Raw genomic sequence first — 22,373 nt, 5'->3', positions numbered from 1 at the left:
AGCTGCCAGATGACCCTCAAGATGCCGCCGGCCGCACTCGGCGGGCACGCGTTGCTCGTTTTCCTGGTCGCGGTCGGGACCCTGCTGCTCGTCGCCCATCTCCTCGCCCGCCTGGCGGAGCTGGTGCGCATGCCGGCCATCGCCGGCGAGCTGGCCGCCGGTGTCATTCTGGGACCGTCGCTGCTGGGCCACCTCCTGCCCGGCCCGACCGGCTGGGTCTTCCCGCCCACCGCCGAGCAGATGCACCTGCTCGACGGGGTCGGCCAGATCGGCATCCTGCTCCTGGTCGGGCTCACCGGAGCCCACCTGGACGTCGCCATGGTCCGGCGGCGCAAGGCCACCGCCGCCCGGATCAGCCTGGGCGGCCTGCTGCTGCCGCTGGCTCTCGGTCTGCTCGTCGGTTACCAGCTCGCGGACTGGCTCAGCGGCCACGACGTCCGGAACCGGCTGGTCTTCGCCGCCTTCATGGGGGTGGCGATGTGCGTGACGGCCATTCCGGTGATCGCCAAGACGTTCGCCGACATGCGGCTGCTCCACCGCGACATCGGCCAGCTGACGCTGGCGGCGGGCACGATCGACGACGCCGTGGGCTGGTTCCTGCTGTCCGCGGTCTCGATGGCTGCGACGACCGGGCTGACCATGGGACACGTCGCCACGGCCGTCGGCTGCCTGCTCGGCTTCGTCCTTGTCGCCCTGCTGCTCGGCCGGCCACTGGTCCGCGGTGCGATGCGTCTGGCGGACCGGGGCGAGGGGCCGGGCTCGAGCATCGTGACCGCCGTCGTGATCGTGCTGGCCGGTGCGGCGGTGACCCAGGCACTGGGCCTGGAGCCGATCTTCGGCGCCTTCGTGGCGGGCATCCTGGTCGGGTTGCCGCGGGCGGCCGACCACGCCAAGCTCGCCGCCCTGCGTACGGTCGTGCTCAGCCTGCTGGCGCCGCTGTTCCTCGCCATGGCCGGCTTCCGGATGGACCTGAGCGCACTGGCCCGTCCGGAGGTGGCCCTCGCCGCGCTGGTCGTCCTCGTCGTCGCGGTCCTCGGCAAGTTCGCCGGTGCGTATGCCGGCGCGCGCGCCAGCCGGCTGACCCGGTGGGAGGGCCTGGCGATCGGCGCGGGGATGAACTCGAGGGGCGTGGTCGAGGTGGTGGTGGCAATCACCGGGCTGCGGCTCGGCGTCCTGAACACGGCCACCTACACGATCATCGTGCTGGTCGCGGTCGTCACCTCGATGATGGCGCCGCCGTTGCTGCGCCTTGCGTACGCCCGCATCGCACAGAACGAGGACGAGCGCCTTCGCAAGATCGACCAGGACACCTGGAACGGTGTCCCGGCTGCTTCGCGGTCCCCATCGAGCGCTGGAGAACCCGCATGACCAACGTGCTGCACAAGTCGGAACTGCATGCGAGCGTTTCCGACCCGGTTCTGGACACGATGAACTTCCTCAACGAGGTGACCCTGCGCTATCCCGAGGCGATCTCGTTCGCGCCGGGCCGGCCGTACGACGGCTTCTTCGAGACCGAGGAGGTCCTCGCGCACCTCCGCCGCTATCTCGACCATCTCGCCGACGAGGGCGCCTCGCCCGCGCAGGTGCGCACGGCGATCTACCAGTACGGCCCGACCGCGGGCCAGATCCGGACCATCGTGGCCGACTCGCTGCGCCGGGACGAGGGGATCGACGTGCCGCCCGAGTCGATCGTGGTGACCGTCGGCGCGCAGGAGGCGATGATGCTGGTCGTCCGGGCGCTGATCCGGGAACCGGAGGACGTGCTGCTGGTCTCCAGCCCCTGCTACGTGGGGATCACCGGGGTGGCCCGGCTGCTCGACGTGACGCTCAGCCCGGTGGCCGAGTCGGCGCGGGGGTTCTCCCTGGAGAACCTGGCGGCGGTGATCCGGGCCGAACGGGCGGCCGGGCGCCGCCCGCGGGCGTTCTACCTGGTGCCCGATCACGCCAACCCGTCCGGTTCCACGCTCTCCGCCGCCGGCCGGGCGGAGTTGCTCGACCTGGCCGCCCGCGAGGACCTGCTGATCCTGGAGGACACGCCGTACCGGCTGGTCAGCCCGGGCGAGCCGGTGCCGACCCTGAAGGCGCTGGACCGCCGTCGCTCGGTGGTGCATCTCGGCTCGTACTCGAAGACGATCTTCCCGGGCGCGCGGCTGGGTTTCGTCGTGGCCGACCAGGCGGTGACCGGCGACGATGGCCGGAGCGGGCTGCTGGCGGACGAGCTCGCGAAGATCAAGAGCATGATCACTGTCAACACCTCCTCGCTGAGCCAGGCGGTGGTGGCCGGGGCGCTGCTGGCGGCCGGCGGCCGGGTCTCGGAGCTGAACGCCAAGGCGGCCGGCCACTACGGCGAGGCCATGCGACGGGTGCTCGACCGGCTCGCCGACCAGTGGCCGGAACCGCGCCGCGCCGAGCTCGGCGTGCGGTGGAACGAGCCCAGCGGCGGCTTCTTCCTCAGCCTGACCGTGGGATTCGAGGCTGACGAGGCGGCACTCACCCGTTCCGCCGAGGAGTTCGGTGTCATCTGGACACCCATGCGCTACTTCCACCCGGACGACGGTGGCCGGCGCGCCATCCGGCTCTCGGTCAGCTACCTGTCGCCGGAGGAGATCGACGAAGGCGTCACCCGGCTGGGTGCGTTCGTCGAGGCCGAGACCGGCCGCCATCGTGCCGGCGCGAGCGTGGCCTGACCGTGGTACGCACGCTGCTCGTGATCGGAACCGGCCTGATCGGCACCTCGGTGGCGCTGGCCGCACGGCGCGCCGGCGTGGCGGTCTTCCTCGCCGACCGCGACGCCGCCACGGCCCGCGCCGCCGAGGCGCTCGGTGCCGGCCGGGCCGAGCCGCCGGGCCGGCCGGTGGACCTCGCGCTCGTCGCCGTCCCGCCCGGCCAGGTCGGCACGGTGCTCGGGGACGCGCAGGCCCGCCGGACGGCGCGCAGCTACACCGACGTGGCGGGGGTCAAGGGGGAGCCGGAACGCGACGTGCTGCGGCTGGCGCCCGATCCGGCATCCTATGTCGGCGGGCACCCGATCGCGGGCCGTGAACGCTCCGGCCCGCTGGCGGCCAGGGCCGACCTGTTCGACGGCCGGACGTGGGTGCTGACACCGCACGAGCGGTCCGGCGTCGCGGCGATCGAGCGCGCCACCGCACTCGCCGAGATCTGCGGGGCGACGCCGGTGCGGATGGACAGCCCGACCCACGACGCCGTGATCGCATTGACCTCCCACGTTCCTCATCTGATGGCGAGTCTCACCGCCGCCCGCCTGCGGCCGGGACCGTCCGCCACGGAGACGCTGGCCGGCCAGGGCGTTCGCGATGTCACCCGGATCGCGGCCGGCGACCCGGCACTGTGGACCGACATCGTCCGGTCGAACGCGGCGGCGATCGCCGCGGTACTCCGCGAGGTCCGCGACGACCTCGCGTCGCTCGTGGCCGCGGCCGACATCCTGGCGCAGCCGGATCCGGCCGGCCACGCCGAAGCCCAGCGGGTGATCACCGACCTGCTCCAGCGGGGCGTGGCCGGCGCGGCCCGGACCCGGCCTACCAGCGCCACTCCCGCCGGTTGACCAGGCGCTCGGCGGTGATGCCCCGCTCGTGGCACCAGCCGAGGAACTTGTCGACCTGGTTGGTGTGGTCCGGGTCCTCGTCGTACGCGGTCTCCAGAACGTGGCTCTGCCAGCTCTCCCCGCCCATGTCGTAGAGGTAGGCCTCGTCCGCCCCCAGCTCCCGCACGATCGCGGCGGCCGGTTCGGCGTCGGAGCCGGGCATCCGGACGGCGCGGCCGCAGTCGTGCCGGAGCATCGGCGGGGTACCGCCGCCCAGGCCGAGAAAGGCGAGGTCGACGTCGCCGAGGTGGCTGCGGAGGTAGCGGTACCGCGCCGGATCGACGCCCGACGAGTTCGCGCCGATCAGGAAGGTCGCCCCGGACAACCGGATGAAGTACGTGGACTTGGCGCTGACGGCCAGGTCGGCATGGTCGCTCAGAAACGGTGTGGCGACCACCTTGCCGCCCGGGAACGGCACCTCGTCGAAGTCGTCCACCTCGATCACCGGGAACGCCAGCGCCCTGAGGTAGCGGCCGATCGACGGGTCGCACAGGTTGCCGGGTGCGGGCCGTGGTACCACCACCGCACCGATCCGTGACCGCAGCTGCAGCAGCGTCTCCAGGACGACGTGGTCTCGGCCGCCGTGCGTGATGACCGCCAGATCGATGCGGTCCGGCAGGTCGGCGAGGGTGTATCGGTCGGCGTGCCGGTTGCCGGTGCTGATGAACGGGTCGGTCAGGACGGCGCCCTGCGGCGTCTGCAGCAGCAGGCAGGCGTGACCGAAGTAGCGGACCCGGCCGCCCGACCCGATATGCCGGTCCGGCGCGGCCGCGGGCTCGGTGTCGAGCAGGGTCCGCAGCTGGGCGGTCTGCCGGGCGTCGAGCCCGAGCGCCTCGCGCAGCCGCGAGATCGTGGTGGGCCGCAGGCGGGCCGCGAAAAGCTCGTCCAGCCCGCCGTGCCGGAACGGGACCGCGAGGTCGAGCACCCCCGGCCGGGGGAGCCGTGGCGTGCCGAGGATGCCGGGCCGCTCGCCGCCGTCGTCGAGCGACAGCTGCACCGACTGCCGGTGCTCGTCGTAGTACCGGCTGGTGTAGGCCAGCGACTCGAGGTACCGGCTCACCGGTTGGCCGCTCGAGTCGTAGGTCAGCTCGACCAGGCCGTTCAGCGCCGCGGGCAGTCTCCGGTAGAGCGGCGTGAGGTCGTCGCCGGGGGTGGTCCGCCGGAGCATCTCCTCGGCCTCGGCCATGGCGGCGGCGAACCCGAGCATGCCGGCCCGGTCGGCGCGGATGGCGTCCAGCAGTGCGGCGATCTCCCTGGCGCGAGGCCCGTCGATGTCGGCCGAAGACCGGTCGCGCGGTGCCGGGCCGTGGCCGGCCGCCCGCCGTACCGGCGAATGCCCCAGGCACGATTCCAGGAGCGGCACCTGAAAGCCGGCCAGGTTCCGGGCGGCCGGAACCGGTGCCACGAGGTGCATCCAGGCATAGAAGCGGTCGACCAGCGGCTCGATCAGCACGTTGGAACGGAGATGGACCGTCTCTTCACGGACGCTCATGGGCCCTCCTCGAGTCGGAGTCACTGTCCGACTGACACGGATGCGCGGTTGTACGCCGTTTCAGAGCCGCCCCCGGCCGGCCCGCAACAGCAGAAGCGCGAGCTGCGTCCCGTCGCTGCCGATGGCGTCCCGGAAACGGTGCAGGACCTCGGCCTCGCGGGACAGGACAAGGCGTGTTCCGCCGTTGGCGAGCCGGGTGGCGCCGATGCGCCGGGACAGTTCGGCGCGCTCGTGCCACAGCTCGATAATGGCCATGTCGATCTCGTCGATGCGCATGCGCATGCGGGGGATGGACTCGGCCGGAAGCAATTCCAGAGGGTCGATGATCGTCTCTTCCGCGGCCATCCTGATCTCCCATGGACGGACGGTGCCCGCCTTCGGCGGTCAAAAATCACCCGGAGATTAACAAGGATTCCGGCTGTCCAGGTGACGCCCCGATTAAGCGGTTCGGGCCGGTCGGTTGGACGCGGTTGTCGCCGGTCGGTGCCCGTGCCACCCTGATCGGCAGCGAAGGACCGTGCTGAATTGCCTTCCCGTCGAAAGGAAAAGTCCGTCGAGAAATCCTTTCGAGGACGAGCATGACCGCAATTCCGTACGAGCGGAGGAGTCACGATGACCGGTCATTTCCAGAACCTCACCGTCGATCACGTACGCATCTATTGCGAAGAGCTCGACCCGTTGATCGCCCAATTCGGCTGCTACGGTCTGGACGTGCGGGCCGAGGGCGCCGGACCGGGTGCGGAGCAATCGATCGTCCTCGGGCACGGCGACATCCGGCTGGTGCTGACCCAGCCGGGCACCGGGGATCACCCGGGCGCGATGTACACGTCGCAGCACGGCCACGGCGTGTCGGACATCGCGCTGGGCACGGACGATGCGGCCGGTGCCTTCCACGAGGCCGTCCGGCGGGGCGCGCGGCCCATCGTCGCCCCCGAGCGGAACGCCGGCCTGGTCACCGCCTCGGTCGGCGGCTTCGGCGACGTCATTCACACCTTCGTCGAGCGCGAACCCGGAGGGTCGTGGTCCCTGCCGGGGCTCGTCCCGGTGCAGCGGCCCGGTACGCCCGGTGTCAATCTGCGGTTGATCGACCACTTCGCGGTGTGTGTCGAACCCGGCCGGCTCGAGGAGGTCGTCGAGCACTACGAGCGCGTGTTCGACTTCTCGATGATCTTCACCGAGCGCATCGTGGTCGGCGAGCAGGCAATGGACTCCCAGGTCGTGCAGAGCGCCGGCGGGGCGGTGACGCTCACCGTGATCGCGCCGGACACCACCCGGCGGCCAGGCCAGATCGACACCTTCCTCAAGGACCACGGCGGCGCGGGCGTTCAGCACGTCGCGTTCGAGACCGATGACGCGATCCGTTCGGTCGGCGTGATGAGCGAGGCCGGCATCGGATTCCTCCACACCCCCGCCTCCTACTACGAGCTCATGCGTCATCGGCTGCAGCTCACCCGGCACAGCGTCGCCGAGCTGAGCAGCCTCAACGTGCTGGCCGACCAGGACCACGACGGCCAGCTCTACCAGATCTTCACCAAGTCGACCCATCCGCGGGGCACGCTGTTCTTCGAGATCATCGAGCGGGTCGGGGCCCGGACCTTCGGTTCCGGCAACATCAAGGCACTGTACGAGGCGGTGGAGCTGGACCAGTCCGCGGCCGACGGCCGATGACGACCGCACTGCTCCGGCTGGAAACGATCGACGACTTCCGGGTACGCGCCGAGGCCGCGCTGCCGGCCCCGGTCCGCGACTTCGTGGCGGGCGGCAGTGAGTCGGAAACCACGCTGGCCGCCAACCGGGCGGCGCTGGACCGGGTGACGATCGTCCCGCGAGTGCTGACCGGGGGAGACAGCACCGATCCGGGCGCCACGCTCGCCGGGACCCGCAGCTCCCTGCCGCTGGCGGTGGCGCCGATGGCGTACCAACGGCTGCTGCACCCCGAGGGTGAGCTGGCGGTCGCCCGTGCCGCGGCGGCCGCCGGTGTCCCGTTCGTCACCAGCACGCTCAGCAGCGTCACCGTCGAGGAACTGAGCACCGCCGGTGGCGCGCAGTGGTTCCAGCTGTACTGGCTGAACGACGACCACAGGACGTTGGACCTGGTCGGCCGAGCCGAGGACGCGGGCTGCCGGGTGCTGATGGTCACGGTGGACGTGCCCATCATGGGCCGGCGCCTCCGGGACATTCGCAACGAGTTCACCCTGCCGCCGGAGGTGCGCGCCGCGAACATCCGGTCCGGGGCGCCGAGCTCGGCGCACGACCGGACCGGCGGCGGCTCGGCCCTGATCGCGCACACCAACGGCGAGTTCCACCCGGCGCTCGGCTGGGCCCACCTGGAGATGCTCCGCTCCCGGACGTCCCTGCCGATCCTGGTCAAGGGCATCCTGGACCCGCGGGACGCCCGCCGCGCGGCCGAGATCGGTGCGGCCGGCGTGGTGATCTCCAACCACGGCGGCCGTCAGCTGGACGGCGCGCCGGCCAGCGTCACGATGCTGCCCGCGGCCGTCGACGCCGTCCCGGACACCTGCCAGGTGCTCGTCGACAGTGGCTTCCGCAGCGGCACCGACATCCTGCGCGCCCTGGCCCTCGGCGCGGACGGCGTGCTGATCGGGCGGCCGCTGCTGTGGGGCCTGGCCGCGGGTGGGGAGGCCGGCGCGACCGGAGTGCTGTCCGTGCTCGACACCGAACTGCGGGCCGCGATGCGGCTGGCGGGTTGTACCGACATCGCGACGGCACGCGAGTTGACCGCCGTGACGGGGGCGTCGATGTGAGCGTCTGGTTCAGCACGCCGGCTCCGCTCACGGCCCCGCGGTTGCGCCTGGTCTGCTTCCCGTACGCCGGCGGGAGTGCCAGCGCCTATCATCCGTGGGCCAGGTTGCTGCCCGCCGGAGTGGAACTGGTCGCCGCCACGCTACCCGGCCGGGGTGCCCGTCAGCGCGAGCCGGCCATCGCCGATCTGGACGCGCTGATCTCCCCCTTGGTGGCGGCCGCCGGTCCCGTGCTCGGTCGCGCTCCGTTCATCCTGTTCGGCCACAGCTGGGGCGCGGCCGTCGCGTACGAGTTCTGCCGCGCCTTCGCCGCGAAATCCGGCCGGCTGCCCGCGGCCCTGCTGGTTTCCGGCGCTCCGGCGCCCTCCGTGCGGCGGCGGAAGTGGGGCCGCTACCTCTCCGACGAGGAGCTCGAACGGATGCTTCTGCACCGCACCGATCTCCCGAGTGGTTGGCTGACTCCCGAGCTGAAGCCGCTCATCTTCCCGACCATGCGGACCGACCTGCGGATGCTCGACGGCTATCGCTGGTGCCCGGGTCTCCTTCCGGCTGTGCCGGTCGTGGCCTTCGGCGGTGACGCCGATCCCGCCGTGTCCGTCGCCGATCTCGACGCATGGCAGCAGTGCACCTCCGGTCCTGCCCGTACCCGCCTGCTGGCCGGCGACCACTTCTTCATCACGCAACCACCGTTTCGGCGCCTGCTCGCCGACACCTTGCGCGAATTCACCGCTCGCCCCGGCCAGGAGCCATAGGTGGCCCGGCAGTCGAAGCCGCGGCCGGCTACTGGTGGTAGGTCTCCAGGAAGATGCTCAGGCGGTCGGTGGCGTCATCGAGGACTTCGTGCGGGGCGAGGAAGACCAGGCGTAGGTGGTCGGGTGTGTCGAGGTTGAAGCCGGTGCCGTGGGAGAGCAGCAGGTGCTGCTGCTCCAGGAGGTCGATGATCAGCCGTTCGTCGTCGTGGATCTTGTGGATGGCCGGGTCCAGGCGGGCGAACAGGTAGAGCGCGCCCTGCGGGCGTACGCAATCGACCCCCGGGATCGCGACCAGCTTCTCCCACGCGTGGTTGCGCTGCTCGTACAGCCGGCCGCCCGGCCGGATCAGCGCCTCGATGCTCTGATAGCCACCCAGGGCCGTCTGGATGGCGTGCTGGCCGGGAACGTTGGGACACAACCGCATGTTCGCGAGCAGCTGCAGGCCCTCACGATAATCGCCCGAGTGCCCGGTGAAACCGCTCAGCGCCAGCCAGCCCGACCGGAAACCAGCCGCCCGGTAGGTCTTCGAGAGCCCGCCCATGCTCACCATCGGAATGTCCGGGGCGAGCGCCGCGGCCGTGTAATGCGTCTGCCCGTCGAACACGATCTTGTCGTAGATCTCGTCGGTCAGCACGAGCAGCCGGTGCTCACGAGCCAGCTCCAGCATCCCCAGCAGCGTCTCGCGGGGATAGACCGCCCCGGTCGGATTGTTCGGATTGATGATGACCATGGCGCGGGTGTCCGGGCCGATCCGGGCGGCGAGATGCTCCAGATCGGGAACCCAGCCCGCTGCCTCGTCACACCGGTAGTGCACGGCGCGACCACCGCACAGCAGTACGGCACCGGTCCAGAGCGGATAGTCGGGGCTCGGCACGAGCACCTCGTCACCGGCGTCGAGCAGCGCCTGCAACACCATCACGATCAGCTCGGAAACACCGTTGCCGAGCATGACATCCTCAGGCTGCACATCCGTGACGCCCTGACTCTGGTAATACTGCGCGACCGCAACCCGCGCCGAGTAGATACCCCGCGCGTCGCTGTAACCCTGCGCCGACGACAGGTTGTGCACCATGTCCGCGACGATCGGCTCCGGCGTCGCCAACCCCCACGGCGCCGGATTACCAAGATTCAGCTTCAGGATCTGATGTCCCGCGTCCTCCAACTCTTGCGCCCGCCGCAACACCGGACCGCGAATGTCATACCGGACACTCTTCAACCGCTGTGCCTGCTTCACCAAGCCAGTCTCCCGCCCGGCCACACACCTACCACGTCCTGGGCCCCACGCGTCCCACCCCTTGGCAACCTGAACGACTAGCCTGGTGCCGGCTCGTCCTCGCCGCCAGGCAATCGGCTGATCCGGAGGGTTTCGGACAGCTCGACATGGACAACGTGAGGGCGACACTCCGTTCCGCGGACGTCCACCTCACCTCATCGGAGGCACTGCTCTTGGCGAACCTGATCTTCTTCCGGGGTCGTGACTTTGCCGACGAGACGGGGCATTCTGAGCCGGGCTGCGGGAGGCGTCCCCTCGGCTCATTCTGCACGCGGGGGCGGCCGCCGGTCGTACGAAATGACACCGGCGAGCCGTCGCGGAAATGGTCGGACGTGCTCGTCAGCCGCGTTGCGCCTATCCCGCGGAACGCGCTCGAAACGACATGTTTTAGAATGCCTCATCCACAGCCCGGAATACGAAAGCGAGATGATCAGTATGGCCCGATTGAAGCTCGGCATCATCTTTGGCGGCATCTCCGAAGAGCACCCCGTCTCGCTCAAGTCCGCACGCGAGGTCGCAAAATACCTCGATCTCCAGAAATACGAGCCGTTCTACATCGGCATCACGGAGAACGGTGAATGGAAGCTCTGCGACGGCCCGCACGAGAACTGGGAGAGCAACAGCCGCCCGGCCGAACTGTCGCCGGACCGCGGTGTCCACGGACTGCTCGTGCTGGACGACGGCAAGTACGAGGCGATCCGGCTGGACGTCGTGCTGCCGGTTCTGCACGGCAAGCTCGGCGAGGACGGCGCGATCCAGGGCCTGTTCGAGTTCTCCGGCATTCCGTACGCGGGCTGCGACATCCCGAGCTCTGCCCTGTGCATAGACAAGTCCCTCACCTACCGGGTCGTCAGCAGCGGGGGGATCGCCACGCCGTACTTCCGGATCGTCTCGGCGGACGAGGAGGTCGATCCCGACCAGCTCAACTACCCGGTCTTCGTCAAGCCGGCCCGTTCCGGGTCGTCCTTCGGGGTCAGCAAGGTGACCAGCGCGGAAGAACTGTCGAGCGCGCTGGAAGCCGCACGGAAGTACGATTCGAAGGTGCTGATCGAGGAGGGTGTGGTCGGCAGCGAGATCGGCTGCGCCATTCTCGGGAACGAGGGGGAGCTATTCGTCGGCGAGCCGGACCGGGTCGCGCTGACCCATGGTTTCTTCCGAATTCACCAGGAGGCCACGCCCGAAACCGGATCCGAGAATTCGTCCTTCATCTGCCCCGCGGACATCTCGGCCGAGTCGCGTGAACTCGTCCAGGAGACGGCCAAGACCATCTATCGCCTTCTCGGCTGCCGGGGACTCGCCCGGGTGGACATGTTCCTGAAGGAGGACGGCACGGTGGTGCTCAACGAGGTGAACACCCTGCCCGGACTGACCTCGTACAGCCGCTACCCGCGAATGATGCAGGCCGCGGGACTGCCGTTCGGCGAAATGATCGACCGGTTGGTGTCGCTGGCGCTGGCGGCCAGATGACGATGCACGCCGATCTCGCTCTTGGGCGGATGAGGTGTGCCCGCACCACGTGCGGGCTTGATGGCGGGTTCCGGGTGGTGAACTCTGCCGGTCGTCGGTCCGGATGACCGATGCGGGGCAGGGTGTGACCGGCTCTCCGCCGCCGGGCTGCTGGGGGCGGAGCGCCGGGCCGCCGCCCCGCGGAACCGACGCCTGCTGATGGTGTCGGCGCGGCGAAACGGCTGGTCGGTTGAGTCTGGTGCCGCGGGAAGGGCACCCCGTCCGGTACGTCCTGCGGGATCGTGCCGGTGATCAGGCGAAGCCGCTGCCGGCCGGCCACCCAAGCAGGCTGTATATGGCCACCGTGCCCGTGAGCCGGCCGCCACCGGCGCGGGCGGATGCCGCGATTGGCCGGGCCCGGCATCGGGTACGCCGAGCGCAGTTGGCGTTCTGTCCTTGGGGCGCCTGTCGACGTGAATGGACTCTCATGGGCCAGGACCAGGCGCCGCGACCGGACGCCGGGGAGCGTGCGTCGCTTTCCACCGCTGAGCAGGACTCTCGGGCTCTGGCCGGCGAGGTGACCGATGCCGGGGCGGGCGAGGAGTTGTTGGCCGCTGCCGAGGAGGCTGCCGAGGCTGCCCGGACGGAGGAGGCGCCGCTGGGCAGGCCGGGCCGGCCGATCAACCGGCGGTCGCCGTTCGTGGTGGGCATGCTGGGGGCGGCGGGCGTCGCGGTGACGTACGGCGTGATCAAGTTTCTGGCCGCCTCGAGCGAGGTTCTGCTGCTGGTCGGGGTGGCGTTGTTCCTGGCGGTCGGGCTGGAGCCGGCCGTGCGATGGGGCGTCCGGTGGATTCCCCGGGCCGCCGCCGTCGTGGCGGTCATCGTGGTGGTGCTCGGTGTGGTGGGCGGTTTCATCGCCGCGGCCGTTCCGCCGTTGGTGGCCCAGAGCACCCAGTTCATCCATCGGCTGCCGCAGTACGTGGGTCAGTTGCAGGACCGCAGTTCGCTGCTGGGCCGGCTGAACGTGCAGTTCCACGTTCAGCAGCGGGTCGAGGCGCTGCTGTCGGGCAATGGCCAGAGCATTTTCGGTGGTCTGCTCGGCGCGGGGCAGATGGTGCTCAGTGCGACCGCTGCCGTCGCGACCGTACTGGTTCTGACGATCTATTTCCTGGCGGATCTTCCTCGGATCCGGCAGCTGATCTATCGGCTGATGCCCAACAGCCGGCGCCCGCGGGCCATTCTGATCGGTGACGAGATGTTCGCCAAGGTGGGTGCTTTCGTCCTCGGCAATCTGGCGACATCGTTGCTGGCCGGGGTGAGCACGTTCGTGTGGCTGCTGGTTTTCGGGGTGCCGTACCCGTTGCTGCTGGCCTTGATGGTGGCTCTGCTCGATCTCATCCCGATCGTGGGGTCGACCATCGGCGGGATCATCGTGTCGCTGGTCGCGCTGAGTGTTTCCGTTCCGATTGCCATCGCGACCGCATTGTTCTACGTGGTGTTCCGGCTTCTCGAGGACTACCTGATCGTTCCGAAAATCATCGGCAAGGCGGTCGAGGTACCGGCGACCGTCACGGTGGTGGCGGTGCTGTTCGGCGGCGCGGTCCTGGGGATAATCGGTGCCCTGATCGCCATCCCGGTCGCCGCCGCGGTGCGGATTCTGCTGATGGAAACCGTCTTTCCTCGACTCGACCGCTCCTGAGCCCTCCGGACGAGCGTGGCGCGTTCGGGTCGCCCGCGGGCAGGTCGGCGGTCGATCACGTGCCCGGCAGTGTGGCGCCGCACGATGGGCTCGAGGATCGGGCCGCCTCCCCGGTGGGCGGCGCGCAGGGCTTCGGCGTAGTGCGCCCCTGCGCTCCGGCGCGGTCGTTGCGGACGGCGCTGTGCGCGATCAGCCGCCGGGGAGGAGCCGGACATCGGGCCGGCGTTTGAGGGCGCGGGAAACGAGGTGGCGTCGGGGGCGTCGTACGAAATGAGTGTTTTGTAGGCGTCGGAACCGCTTCCGGGAGCGGTACCGGCAGAGAGCGCTCTCTTGTTCCGGAACCTTTAACTAAGCCTTAAGTCAAAGGTTCGTCGCTTGACCCGGCGGATATCCGGCGAGAACGGTTAGGGGACTTTCCGGTTTCCCCTCATCCCCTCCGGGAGGCATCCCCATGCGATCTCGCAAGTTCATGGCCGGCGCCATCATGGCCTGCGCGGTAGGCGCGCTCGGCCTCGTCGGCGTCACCACCGCCTTCGCCTCTTCATCCGGCACGCTCGTGTCGTCGCTGAACGGCAAGTGTCTCGACGTCACCGACGGGTCGACCGCCAACGGCAACCAGCCGCAGATGTGGACGTGCACGCCGGGCAACCCGAACCAGCAGTGGACCCTCGCCGACAACGGTTCGGTGCAGGGCCGGGGCAAATGCCTGGACATAGCCAACAACTCGACCGCCAACGGCGCCGTCGTGCATTTTTGGGACTGCTACGACACGGTGGCCACTCAGAAGTGGACGCTGAGCGCCGCCGGTGACCTTGTCAACAACGCCGCCGGGAAGTGCCTCGACGTCAAGGACAACAACACCGCGGACGGCGCCAAGCTGCAGATCTGGGACTGTGCCGGGACAGCCAATCAGAAGTGGACCTTCTCCGGCGGCACGACCACGCCCCCGACGACCGTTCCGACAAACCCGACAAATCCTGACCTCGGACCGAACGTCACGGTCTTCGACCCGTCGATGTCGGCGTCGACGGTGCAGAGCAAGCTGACCAGCGTCTTCAACGCACAGGTCAGCAACCAGTTCGGCGACGCACGGTACGCGCTGCTGTTCAAGCCGGGCACCTACAACGTCGATGCCAACGTCGGCTTCTTCACCCAGGTCGCCGGTCTCGGTCTCACCCCCGACCAGGTGACCATCAACGGTCATGTGCACGTCGAGGCCGACTGGTGGCCGGACGGTTCGCAGAACGCCACGCAGAACTTCTGGCGCTCGGCCGAGGGCCTGTCGGTCACGCCGGGCGATGGCCTCGACCGATGGGCGGTCTCCCAGGCGGCCCCGTACCGGCGGATGCATCTGCGCGGCAGCCTCGCCCTCTCGGACGGGGGCTGGTCGTCCGGCGGCTTCATCGCCGACTCCAAGATCGACGGGCAGATCCAATCCGGCACGCAACAGCAGTTCCTCACCCGCAACACGCAGATGGGCAGCTGGACCGGCTCGAACTGGAACCAGGTCTTCGTCGGCGACCCGGGTGCGCCCGCGCAGAGCTTCCCGTCCCCGCCGTACACCACCGTCGCGTCGGCCCCGGTCATCGCGGAGAAGCCTTACCTGTACGTGGACGGCACCGGCACGTACCAGGTCTTCGTTCCCGCCCTGCGGTCCGACACGAGCGGCACCACCTGGGCGAGCGGATCACCGGCCGGCACCTCGCTGCCGATCGGCACGTTCTACGTGGTGAAATCCGGCGACACCGCCGCGACGATCAACGCGGCCCTCGCGGCCGGTAAGAACCTGCTCGTCACGCCCGGTGTCTACCACCTCAACCAGACACTGAACGTGACCCGGGCCGGCACCGTCGTTCTCGGTCTGGGCCTGGCGACCTTCGTGCCGGACGGCGGGGTCGACGCCATGCACATCGCCGACGTCGACGGCGTACGGCTGGCCGGTCTGCTCTTCGACGCCGGCACCACCAACTCGAACATCCTGCTGCAGGTCGGCCCGGCCGGGTCGAACGCCTCACACGCGGCCAACCCGACCCTGCTGTCCGATGTCTTCGTCCGGATCGGCGGCGCCATCGCCGGCAAGGCGACCGAAAGCGTCGAGATCAACAGCAACAACGTGATCGGCGACCACGCCTGGATCTGGCGGGCCGACCACGGCAACGACGGCACCGTGGGCTGGACGATCAACACGGCCCGCAACGGCCTGATCGTGAACGGCCAGAACGTGACCTTCTACGGCCTGTTCGTCGAGCACTACCAGCAGTACCAGACGATCTGGAACGGCAACGGCGGGCGGACCTACTTCTACCAGAACGAGATGCCGTACGACCCGCCGAACCAGGCCGCCTACCTGAACGGCTCGACCCAGGGCTGGGCGGCCTACAAGGTGGGTGACTCGGTCACCTCGCACGAGGCCTGGGGTCTGGGCAGCTACTGCTACTTCAACGTCAACTCGTCGGTGGTCAACGCGCACGCGTTCGAGGTGCCGGCGAACTCCGGGGTCAAGTTCCACGACCTGGTGACGGTCTCGCTCGGCGGCACCGGCACGATCAGCCACGTCATCAACAACACCGGTGCGGCCGTGAACAGCGGCCACCAGGTGACCAGCATCGTCAGCGGCCCGTGACCGGGCCCGCGCGCGCGTGAAGTCTCTGACCAGGCTCAGATCGTGACCTCGGCCAGCTTGCCCGTGGTGACGTCGTAGACGAAGCCGCGCACCGAATCCTTCACCGGGATGAACGGGTCCGCGAGAATTCGCCTGAGCGACTGGCGGACGTCCTGGTCGAGGTCGGTGAAGGCCTCGGCGGTCCATGGCGGCTTGATGCCCACCTCGCGCTCGATGCTGCCGCGGAATTCGTCGTCGGTGAAGGTGAGCATGCCGCAGTCGGTGTGGTGGATCAGGATGATCTCGGTGGTGCCGAGCAGGCGCTGGCTGATCGCGAGGCTGCGGAGCTCGTCGGCGGTGATCACGCCGCCGGCGTTGCGGATCACGTGGGCGTCGCCTTCGGCGAGACCGAGCAGGCCGTACGGGTTCAGCCGGGCGTCCATGCAGGCGACCACGGCGACGTGTCTGGCCGGCGGCAGGGCCAGGTCGCCCTTGTCGAAGGCGGCGGCGTAGCGCTCGGCGTTGGCGAGCAGGTCGTCGGTGGCGGTCATCGTGCACTCCCTTCGGCCCGTTCCCACGCTGCGGGGCCGGGATGGACGGATCTCCGATCGGAATATACTCCTAAACCTATAGACCAACTAGACTTATGGGGACTTGTGCCGTTGCGCAGCTCGGCGGCACCTCACCACCCAGAAGGGACCCGGGGTGTGAGTGCGGAGCATTTCTGGTACGTGCCGAACCAGGCCGAGCCGGGCCACCGCGGCGACGATGCGGTGGCCGGGCACAACAGCTTGGCGACGTTGACCCGGCAGGCGCTGGCTCTCGAAACGTACGGCTGGGGTGGGGCCCTGATCGGTACGGGGTGGGGCCGTCCCGACACGTTCACCCTCGCGACGGCACTCGCCGCGCGCACCACCACGTTCCGCCCGCTCGTCGCCGTGCGGCCGGGCTACTGGCGGCCGGCCCAGTTCGCCGCTGCCGCGGCGACCCTCGACCACCTCTCCGGCGGCCGGGTACTGGTCAACATCGTGTCGGGCACAGACGACTTGGCCGCGTACGGGGACGGGCAGAGCGATCCGGCCCAGCGGTACGCGCGGACCAAGGAGTTCATGCGTCTCGTGCGCCGGCTGTGGACCGAGGAGCATGTCACCTTCCACGGCGAGCATTTCCGGGTGAACGGCTCGACGGTCGTGCCGCGTCCCCTGGTCCGGCAGCCGCTTCTCTACTTCGGCGGCGCGTCCGAGGCGGCCGAGCGGGTCGCGGCCACCGAGGCGGACGTGCAGCTGTTCTGGGGTGAACCGCTGGACGACATCGCCGAACGGATCGACCGGCTCCGCCGGCTCTCCGCCGAGCTGGACCGCGACCTGCCGCCGCTGGAGTTCGGCCTGCGGGTGACGACCGTGGTGCGGGACACCACCGGTCAGGCGTGGGCGAACGCCGAGGCGCGCGTGGCCCGGATGGCCGGCGGCGCCCAGGCGGCCGATCGCGACCCGCGCTGGAACGCCGCCGTCGGCCAGCGGCGCCTGCTCGACCTGGCCGAGCGCGGCGAGGTGCTCGACGACAACCTCTACACCGTGCCGGGGCGGTTCGGCGGTGGCGGGGCGGGCAGCACCTGGCTGGTCGGTTCGGCCGAGGACGTGGCCCTCGCCCTGCGTAAGTACCGCAGCCTCGGCGTCACGCATTTCGTCCTGTCGGACACGCCCTACCTACCGGAGATCAGGCGGCAGGGCGAACAGCTCCTGCCGTTACTGGCGGCCTGATGAGAGCTCTCCTTGTGGGGTGTGAGGTCGGGTCCGACGGCGAGGCGGGATCCGGGTGTGCGGCCGTGGCCCCAGCCGAGGCCGGTGCGGTAGCTGCCGAGAAGTCCGGTGGCGACGAGGTGGTCCTCGTTGCGCAGCGGATCGCCGGTCGGTAGCGGGGTCACGGTGGGTGCTACGAAGAGGGCGTCGGTGGGGCAGTACGCCTCGCACATGAAGCAGGTCTGGCAGTCGGACTGCCGGGCGATCACGGGGATGCCGTCGGCGCCGCGGTCGAAGACGTTGGTGGGGCAGGCCTCGACGCACCGGTCGCAGGTGACGCACCGGTCCTTGCTGACCAGTTCGATCACGAAGCCACCGCCAGGTCGAGCGGGGTGTGCGGGCGGACCGGGTCGGCCTTGGTCCACAGTTCGTCGAGGCCGCCCACCAGGAGTCGGTGCCGGCGGGTCGGATCGGTGTCCGGGTAGTCGAGGCGTTTGTGCATGCCGCGGGACTCGGTGCGGGCCAGGGCGGCGGTGTACATCCAGCGAGCGTGCGCCACCATGGCGGCCGCCTGCCGGCCGCCGACCGGATCCGGGCCCCGGGTGTGGGCGCTGGTGTACGTCCAGAGCTCGTCGAGGGTGGCGAGCGCCTCGGCCAGCACGTCGCCGTGGCGCAGGTAGTTCTTCTCGTACGGATGGGTCTCGGCCTGGACCGCCCGCACGACGTCGTGGTGGGTGCCCAGCTGCGCGCCGGTGGGGCGCAGTCCCGCCTGGCCGGTGGCGATCAGCCGGCGCCGCTTCGCCGCCGGCCCCAGGGCCCGCGCGTGCCGGGCGGCGGCGGTGCCCGCCCAGGTGCCCGACGACATGGCCCAGGCGGAGTTGTGCGAGCCGCCGCCGGTGAAGCCGCCGCAGATCAGCTCGCGGGTGGCGGCGTCGCCGGCCACGTAGAGGCCGGCCACGCCGGTCGAGCAGTCCTCGTCGGCCACCCGGACGCCGCCGGTGCCCCGGACGGTGCCCTCGAGCAGCAGGGTGATGGGGAACCGGTCGGTGAACGGGTCGATCCGCATCCGGTCGAAGGGCAGGAAGAAGTTGGGCTGGCCGAGCCGCATGGCCGCCCGCACGGTCTCGCCGGCGAGGTCGAGCCGGGCGAAGACGCGCCCGGTCAGCAGCGCGCGGGCGATGACGGAGCGGCCGCGCTGACTGCCCGCGCCCTCGAGGACGGTTCCGTCCTCGCGGTAGAAGGTGGCGTAGTTGTAGTAGGCGGTCTTGGTCACGGTGGAGAACTCCGGGGCGATGGCGTACGCGTTGGAGAACTCCATACCGGAGAAGGCCGCGCCGACCTCGGCCGCGAACAACGCACCGTCGCCGGTGTTGACGTCGCACCCCAGCGCCCGGGAGAGGAAGGCGCAGCCGCCGGTGGCGAGCACCACGGCGCCGGCCCGCACCCGGTAGGGCTGGTCGAGCTGCCGCCGGTGCCCGGCCACGCCCGCGACCGCACCGGCCGGATCGGTGAGCAGTTCCAGGACCGGGCTGTGGTCGAGGATGCGCACGCCGGCCCGCTTGAGCCAGGCGCGCATCCGGCGCATGTATTCCGGTCCCTGGACGCCACGGCGCAATTCGGAGCCGTCGTCCAGGATGGGGAACGGGTACCGGCCGGCTGTCGCCAGCTCGTTGATGTTGGCGTAGGTCTGGTCGAGGACGCGGGCCATCCAGCGCCGGTCGGACAGGTGGCCGTTGAGGTTCTCCCGGCTGGCCATGGCTGCCTCGCGGGCCTCGGTCTCGGGTTCGACGTACCAGACGCCGGTGCCGGCGGAGGCGGTGGCGCCGCTGGTTCCGAGATATCCCTTGTCGACCAGGATGACGTCGGCGCCGGCCTGGGCGGCCTTGAGCGCGGCCCAGGCGCCGGCCGGCCCTCCGCCGGCCACCAGCACGTCGGCGGTCAGGTCCAGGATGTCGATCACAGATCCTCCAGGGTTCCGGTGGCAGCGGTCACTGTGCGGCGGGCCGAGCCGCTCGGCGCGGCGGTCGGGCAGTGGGGCGTTCACCCTTGTGAGGCTAGGGCGATCCGCGTCCCAAATCCATACTTGACATATAGGAGTTAGGGATATTTGATGTGCGCTATGACCTGCGCCGCCTGTCGCTGAGCGCTCTCTTTCTCCCGCAACACCCGCCGTGCACACCGGTGTGCTCGGCGTGGCCGCGCGGGCCCATCACCGCCGTCAGCCCTTCCAGGGAGGCAACGCCATGTCCACCGTCCGCATCGACCGGGTCGCCGGTCACATCGGCGCCGAGATCACCGGCGTCGACCTGTCCGCGCCGCTGTCCGAAGAGGACGTCGCCGCGATCCGGGCCGCGCTGCTCGCCCACAAGGTGGTCTTCTTCCGTGGCCAGCACCTCGACCACGGCCGCCAGATCGCCTTCGCCCGCCAGTTCGGCGAGCTCACCCACGCCCACCCGCACGAGGACGCCCCGCCGGAGGAACACCCGGAGATCCTGACCATCGACCCGCGCCGCTACGAAAAGCTGTACGGACTCGACCGCAAGCAGCAGACCCGCCGCCAGTATTCCTACTACTCGGGCTGGCACACCGACGTCACCGCGGCGGTCAACCCGCCCGCCGCGTCCATCCTGCGCGCCGAGACGGTGCCCGCCTTCGGCGGCGACACCGCCTGGAGCAACCTCGTCGCCGCGTACGAAGGGCTGTCCGAGCCGCTGCGCGCCCTAGCCGACGGCCTGCGCGCCGAGCATCGCTTCCTGGCCGGCAGCGAGGCCGACGAAAGCGGCCGCTACGCCGAGCGCATCAACAAGAACCTGCTCGTGGCCGTCCATCCGGTGGTGCGGGTGCATCCGGAGACCGGGGAGCGCGCGCTGTTCGTCAACCCGGGATTCACCAAGAAGATCCTCGGCCTGTCCGCCGCGGAGAGCCGGCAGATCCTCGACCTGTTCTTCGGACAGATCGCCCGGCCCGCGTACACGGTGCGGTTCCGCTGGCAGCCGGGCGACATCGCCTTCTGGGACAACCGGGCCACCGCCCACCTGGCCCCGGAGGACCTCGAACACCTCGACGTCGAGCGCACACTGCATCGGGTCACCCTGATCGGTGACCGCCCGGTCGGCCCGGACGGCTTCACCTCCGAACTGATCTCCGGCGTCGAGTTCCGGGCCCAGCGCGAACCCGCGGTCTCCGGTGTCTGACACCCACCGCGTCAAGGTCAGCGCGCGCGGCGCGACCAAGGTGTTTCCCGCCGGCGGTGCTGCCGCCGGCGGGTACACCGCGCTGAAGGACTTCGACCTGGAGGTCCGCGACGGCGAGTTCCTGGTCCTCGTCGGCCCGAGCGGGTGCGGGAAGTCCACGGCGCTCAAACCTGCTCGGCGGCCTCGACCGGCCGACCGAGGGCACCCTGCTGCTGGACGGACGGCCCATCACCGGCCCGGGCCTCGACCGCAGGATCGTCTTCCAGCAGTACGCCCACGCCGCTCGCCGGCCCGGTGATCGGGCCGCTGTCGTACCACTGGCTGTTCTGGCTGCCGGCGGGGCTGGCGCTGGCGGCGGGGCTGGCGCTGGCGGCGGGGCTGGCGCTGGCGGCGGCCGGGGCCACCCTGGCATTCGCGCCGGAGACCGGCCGCACCTGCGCCGGGCGGGTCAGCGTGCCCGGCGTCCTGCTCGCCACCTGGTTGACGACGTTGCTGCTGGCCGTCACGGAGATCCCGGCGGGCCGGCCGGTGGTGGTGCTGGGGCTGCTCGGGCTCACGCTCCTGGCCGCCGCCGGATAGGTGGTGCGGGAGCTGCGCACCGCCCGTCCGATGGTCGGCCTGCGCACCCTGTGGCGGCCGGAGGTGCGGGACACGAACCTGGCGACGCTACTGCTCGGCTTCGGGATGTTCGCCGCCTGGATGATCGTCCCGCTGCTGGTCCAGCAGGACCCGCGGACGGGGGCCGGGTTCGGGGCGCCGGCCGCCGCGGTCGGGCTCTACCTGTTGCCGACCGCCGCGGGGACGTTCGCCGTGACCCCGTTGGTGGGCCGGATCGCCGAGGCGTCCGGGCCGCGTTCCCCGCTGTTCCTGGGCGGCCTCGCGGCGGCCGTCTCCTACGGCTGGATGGCAGCGGCCCACGGCAGCCCGGTCAGCCTGCTGCTGGCCCTGCTGGTGGAGGGCGCCGGCATCGGCCTGGCATTCGCGGCCGTGGCCGTGCGCACCGTGCGGTCCGTGCCCGCCGACCAGGCCGGGGTTGCCGCCGGCGTCAACACCATCATGCGTACGGTCGGCGGCACGCTCGGCACGAACCTGGCCGGCACCGGCCGCCTACACGATCTGTTTCGCCGTCTTCGGCGTGTCGCTGCTCGCGGTCGCGATCATCGGCTGGCGGTCCGGATCAGCTCGGCCGGTGCCGGGCGAGCGGTTGGAAGATAAAACGACGCACATAACGACGCAACTGATTGAACCGTCCGACGCCGGGTATCCCACCTTCACGTCCAAGGTGAGGAGAGACAGTCGTGACCAGCGTGACCGAATCCGTCGACGTGAACGTGCCGATCAGGACGGCGTACGACCAATGGACCCAGTTCGAGGACTTTCCGCAGTTCATGGACGGAGTCGAGTCGATCACCCAGACCGACCCTACCCACACCCACTGGGTGACTGAGGTCGCCGGGCAGACCCGCGAGTTCGATGCGGAGATCACCGAACAACATCCCGAAGAGCGGGTCGCGTGGAAGAGCACTGGCGGTGACACCAGGCACGCCGGCGTGGTCACGTTCCACCGCCTCGGCGACAACCAGACCCGGGTGACCATTCAGCTCGACTGGGAACCCGAGGGCCTGGCCGAGAAGGTCGGCAGCGCCGTCGGCGTCGACAGCCACCAGGTGAAGGCCGACGCCAGGCGATTCAAGGAGTTCATCGAGAGCCGCGGCGATGCCTCCGGCTCGTGGCGGGGAGAAGTGACACGCCCCGACGCCTGAGCGACGGTCCCGGACTGCAGTGGCCGACAGCATTCGCAAGGCCGTCG

At 70.2% G+C, this 22,373-nt stretch carries 21 protein-coding genes; 15 read left to right on the top strand and 6 right to left on the bottom strand.

Going from position 1 to position 22,373, the window contains the following annotated elements:
* Positions 1-9: 9 nt before the first annotated feature.
* The 3 genes from IH26_RS0120555 to IH26_RS0120545 are packed head-to-tail and all read left to right on the top strand — an operon-like array spanning position 10 to position 3,565.
* A complete protein-coding gene (locus IH26_RS0120555; RefSeq protein ID WP_030437846.1) occupies positions 10-1,368 on the top strand; it encodes a cation:proton antiporter in 1,359 nt (452 codons plus the stop codon).
* Positions 1,365-2,687: an aminotransferase-like domain-containing protein gene (locus IH26_RS0120550; protein WP_051808333.1), complete on the top strand. Its 1,323-nt coding sequence runs from the start codon at positions 1,365-1,367 to the stop codon at positions 2,685-2,687. The genes IH26_RS0120555 and IH26_RS0120550 overlap by 4 nt, the downstream gene beginning before the upstream one ends.
* Positions 2,688-2,689: 2 nt before the next feature.
* Positions 2,690-3,565: a prephenate dehydrogenase gene (locus IH26_RS0120545; protein ID WP_051808332.1), complete on the top strand. Its 876-nt coding sequence runs from the start codon at positions 2,690-2,692 to the stop codon at positions 3,563-3,565.
* Here the strand turns inward: IH26_RS0120545 and IH26_RS0120540 are convergent.
* Together IH26_RS0120540 and IH26_RS0120535 are read right to left on the bottom strand one after the other, a co-directional pair.
* On the bottom strand, positions 3,540-5,096 hold the full coding sequence (locus tag IH26_RS0120540; protein ID WP_030437843.1) for an MBL fold metallo-hydrolase: 1,557 nt from the start codon (positions 5,094-5,096) through the stop codon (positions 3,540-3,542). The genes IH26_RS0120545 and IH26_RS0120540 overlap by 26 nt on opposite strands.
* A 60-nt stretch (positions 5,097-5,156) precedes the next feature.
* On the bottom strand, positions 5,157-5,441 hold the full coding sequence (locus IH26_RS0120535; RefSeq protein ID WP_030437842.1) for a chorismate mutase: 285 nt from the start codon (positions 5,439-5,441) through the stop codon (positions 5,157-5,159).
* 267 nt (positions 5,442-5,708) lie between these two features.
* On the opposite strand from IH26_RS0120535, the gene hppD reads away from it, so the two are divergent.
* From hppD to IH26_RS0120520, 3 genes are read left to right on the top strand one after another with little or no spacing between them, the layout of a single operon-like run.
* Positions 5,709-6,764 (top strand): 4-hydroxyphenylpyruvate dioxygenase, encoded by a 1,056-nt coding sequence (hppD, locus tag IH26_RS0120530; protein WP_030437841.1) that lies wholly within the window; start codon positions 5,709-5,711, stop codon positions 6,762-6,764.
* Positions 6,761-7,861, top strand: coding sequence for an alpha-hydroxy acid oxidase (locus IH26_RS0120525; RefSeq protein ID WP_030437840.1), 1,101 nt, complete (start codon positions 6,761-6,763; stop codon positions 7,859-7,861). Before hppD ends, IH26_RS0120525 begins: the two co-directional genes overlap by 4 nt.
* Entirely contained in the window at positions 7,858-8,610 is a 753-nt protein-coding gene (locus tag IH26_RS0120520; RefSeq protein ID WP_051808331.1) for a thioesterase II family protein, read from the top strand. The genes IH26_RS0120525 and IH26_RS0120520 overlap by 4 nt, the downstream gene beginning before the upstream one ends.
* Before the next feature lie 28 nt (positions 8,611-8,638).
* Here IH26_RS0120520 and IH26_RS0120515 read toward each other — a convergent pair whose 3' ends face one another.
* Complete coding sequence (locus IH26_RS0120515; protein ID WP_245665329.1) at positions 8,639-9,868, bottom strand: pyridoxal phosphate-dependent aminotransferase; 1,230 nt, start codon at positions 9,866-9,868, stop codon at positions 8,639-8,641.
* Positions 9,869-10,318: 450 nt separating this feature from the next.
* Between IH26_RS0120515 and vanA the strand changes: the two genes are divergently transcribed.
* The 3 genes from vanA to IH26_RS0120500 all read left to right on the top strand — a co-directional run bounded on the left by vanA (position 10,319) and on the right by IH26_RS0120500 (position 15,651).
* Complete coding sequence (gene vanA / locus IH26_RS0120510; protein ID WP_030437837.1) at positions 10,319-11,350, top strand: D-alanine--(R)-lactate ligase; 1,032 nt, start codon at positions 10,319-10,321, stop codon at positions 11,348-11,350.
* Positions 11,351-11,816: 466 nt separating this feature from the next.
* Positions 11,817-13,028: an AI-2E family transporter gene (locus tag IH26_RS0120505; protein WP_084598956.1), complete on the top strand. Its 1,212-nt coding sequence runs from the start codon at positions 11,817-11,819 to the stop codon at positions 13,026-13,028.
* A 451-nt stretch (positions 13,029-13,479) separates the two neighbouring features.
* Positions 13,480-15,651, top strand: coding sequence for an RICIN domain-containing protein (locus IH26_RS0120500; protein WP_030437835.1), 2,172 nt, complete (start codon positions 13,480-13,482; stop codon positions 15,649-15,651).
* A 35-nt stretch (positions 15,652-15,686) separates the two neighbouring features.
* Here the strand turns inward: IH26_RS0120500 and IH26_RS0120495 are convergent, their stop codons facing one another.
* The gene (locus IH26_RS0120495; protein ID WP_030437834.1) at positions 15,687-16,181 is read right to left on the bottom strand and encodes a beta-class carbonic anhydrase; all 495 of its coding nucleotides are present in this window, start codon (positions 16,179-16,181) and stop codon (positions 15,687-15,689) included.
* Between the two features lie 156 nt (positions 16,182-16,337).
* On the opposite strand from IH26_RS0120495, the gene IH26_RS0120490 reads away from it, so the two are divergent.
* Positions 16,338-17,390 (top strand): LLM class flavin-dependent oxidoreductase, encoded by a 1,053-nt coding sequence (locus IH26_RS0120490; protein ID WP_030437833.1) that lies wholly within the window; start codon positions 16,338-16,340, stop codon positions 17,388-17,390.
* Here the strand turns inward: IH26_RS0120490 and IH26_RS0120485 are convergent.
* Positions 17,333-17,737, bottom strand: coding sequence for a 4Fe-4S dicluster domain-containing protein (locus IH26_RS0120485; protein ID WP_084598955.1), 405 nt, complete (start codon positions 17,735-17,737; stop codon positions 17,333-17,335). The genes IH26_RS0120490 and IH26_RS0120485 overlap by 58 nt on opposite strands.
* The gene (locus tag IH26_RS0120480; protein ID WP_030437831.1) at positions 17,734-19,329 is read right to left on the bottom strand and encodes an FAD-dependent oxidoreductase; all 1,596 of its coding nucleotides are present in this window, start codon (positions 19,327-19,329) and stop codon (positions 17,734-17,736) included. The genes IH26_RS0120485 and IH26_RS0120480 overlap by 4 nt, the downstream gene beginning before the upstream one ends.
* Positions 19,330-19,612: 283 nt before the next feature.
* Here IH26_RS0120480 and IH26_RS0120475 point away from each other — a divergent pair, with 283 nt between their 5' ends.
* The 5 genes from IH26_RS0120475 (at position 19,613) to IH26_RS0120460 (ending at position 22,326) form a co-directional block, all read left to right on the top strand.
* A complete protein-coding gene (locus tag IH26_RS0120475) occupies positions 19,613-20,563 on the top strand; it encodes a TauD/TfdA dioxygenase family protein (RefSeq protein WP_030437830.1) in 951 nt (316 codons plus the stop codon).
* The gene (locus IH26_RS64540; protein ID WP_084598954.1) at positions 20,556-20,861 is read left to right on the top strand and encodes an ATP-binding cassette domain-containing protein; all 306 of its coding nucleotides are present in this window, start codon (positions 20,556-20,558) and stop codon (positions 20,859-20,861) included. Before IH26_RS0120475 ends, IH26_RS64540 begins: the two co-directional genes overlap by 8 nt.
* Entirely contained in the window at positions 20,858-21,142 is a 285-nt protein-coding gene (locus IH26_RS0120470; protein WP_030437829.1) for a hypothetical protein, read from the top strand. Before IH26_RS64540 ends, IH26_RS0120470 begins: the two co-directional genes overlap by 4 nt.
* A gap of 3 nt (positions 21,143-21,145) precedes the next feature.
* Complete coding sequence (locus tag IH26_RS0120465) at positions 21,146-21,778, top strand: MFS transporter (protein WP_157437287.1); 633 nt, start codon at positions 21,146-21,148, stop codon at positions 21,776-21,778.
* Positions 21,779-21,861: 83 nt separating this feature from the next.
* Positions 21,862-22,326 (top strand): SRPBCC family protein, encoded by a 465-nt coding sequence (locus tag IH26_RS0120460; protein WP_030437827.1) that lies wholly within the window; start codon positions 21,862-21,864, stop codon positions 22,324-22,326.
* Positions 22,327-22,373: the final 47 nt, after the last annotated feature.

The organism is Actinoplanes subtropicus (assembly GCF_000721705.1).
Classification (GTDB): Bacteria; Actinomycetota; Actinomycetes; order Mycobacteriales; family Micromonosporaceae; genus Actinoplanes; species Actinoplanes subtropicus.
The sequence above is the reverse complement of the archived record's forward strand: the minus strand, read 5'-3'. Positions and strand labels throughout refer to the sequence as shown.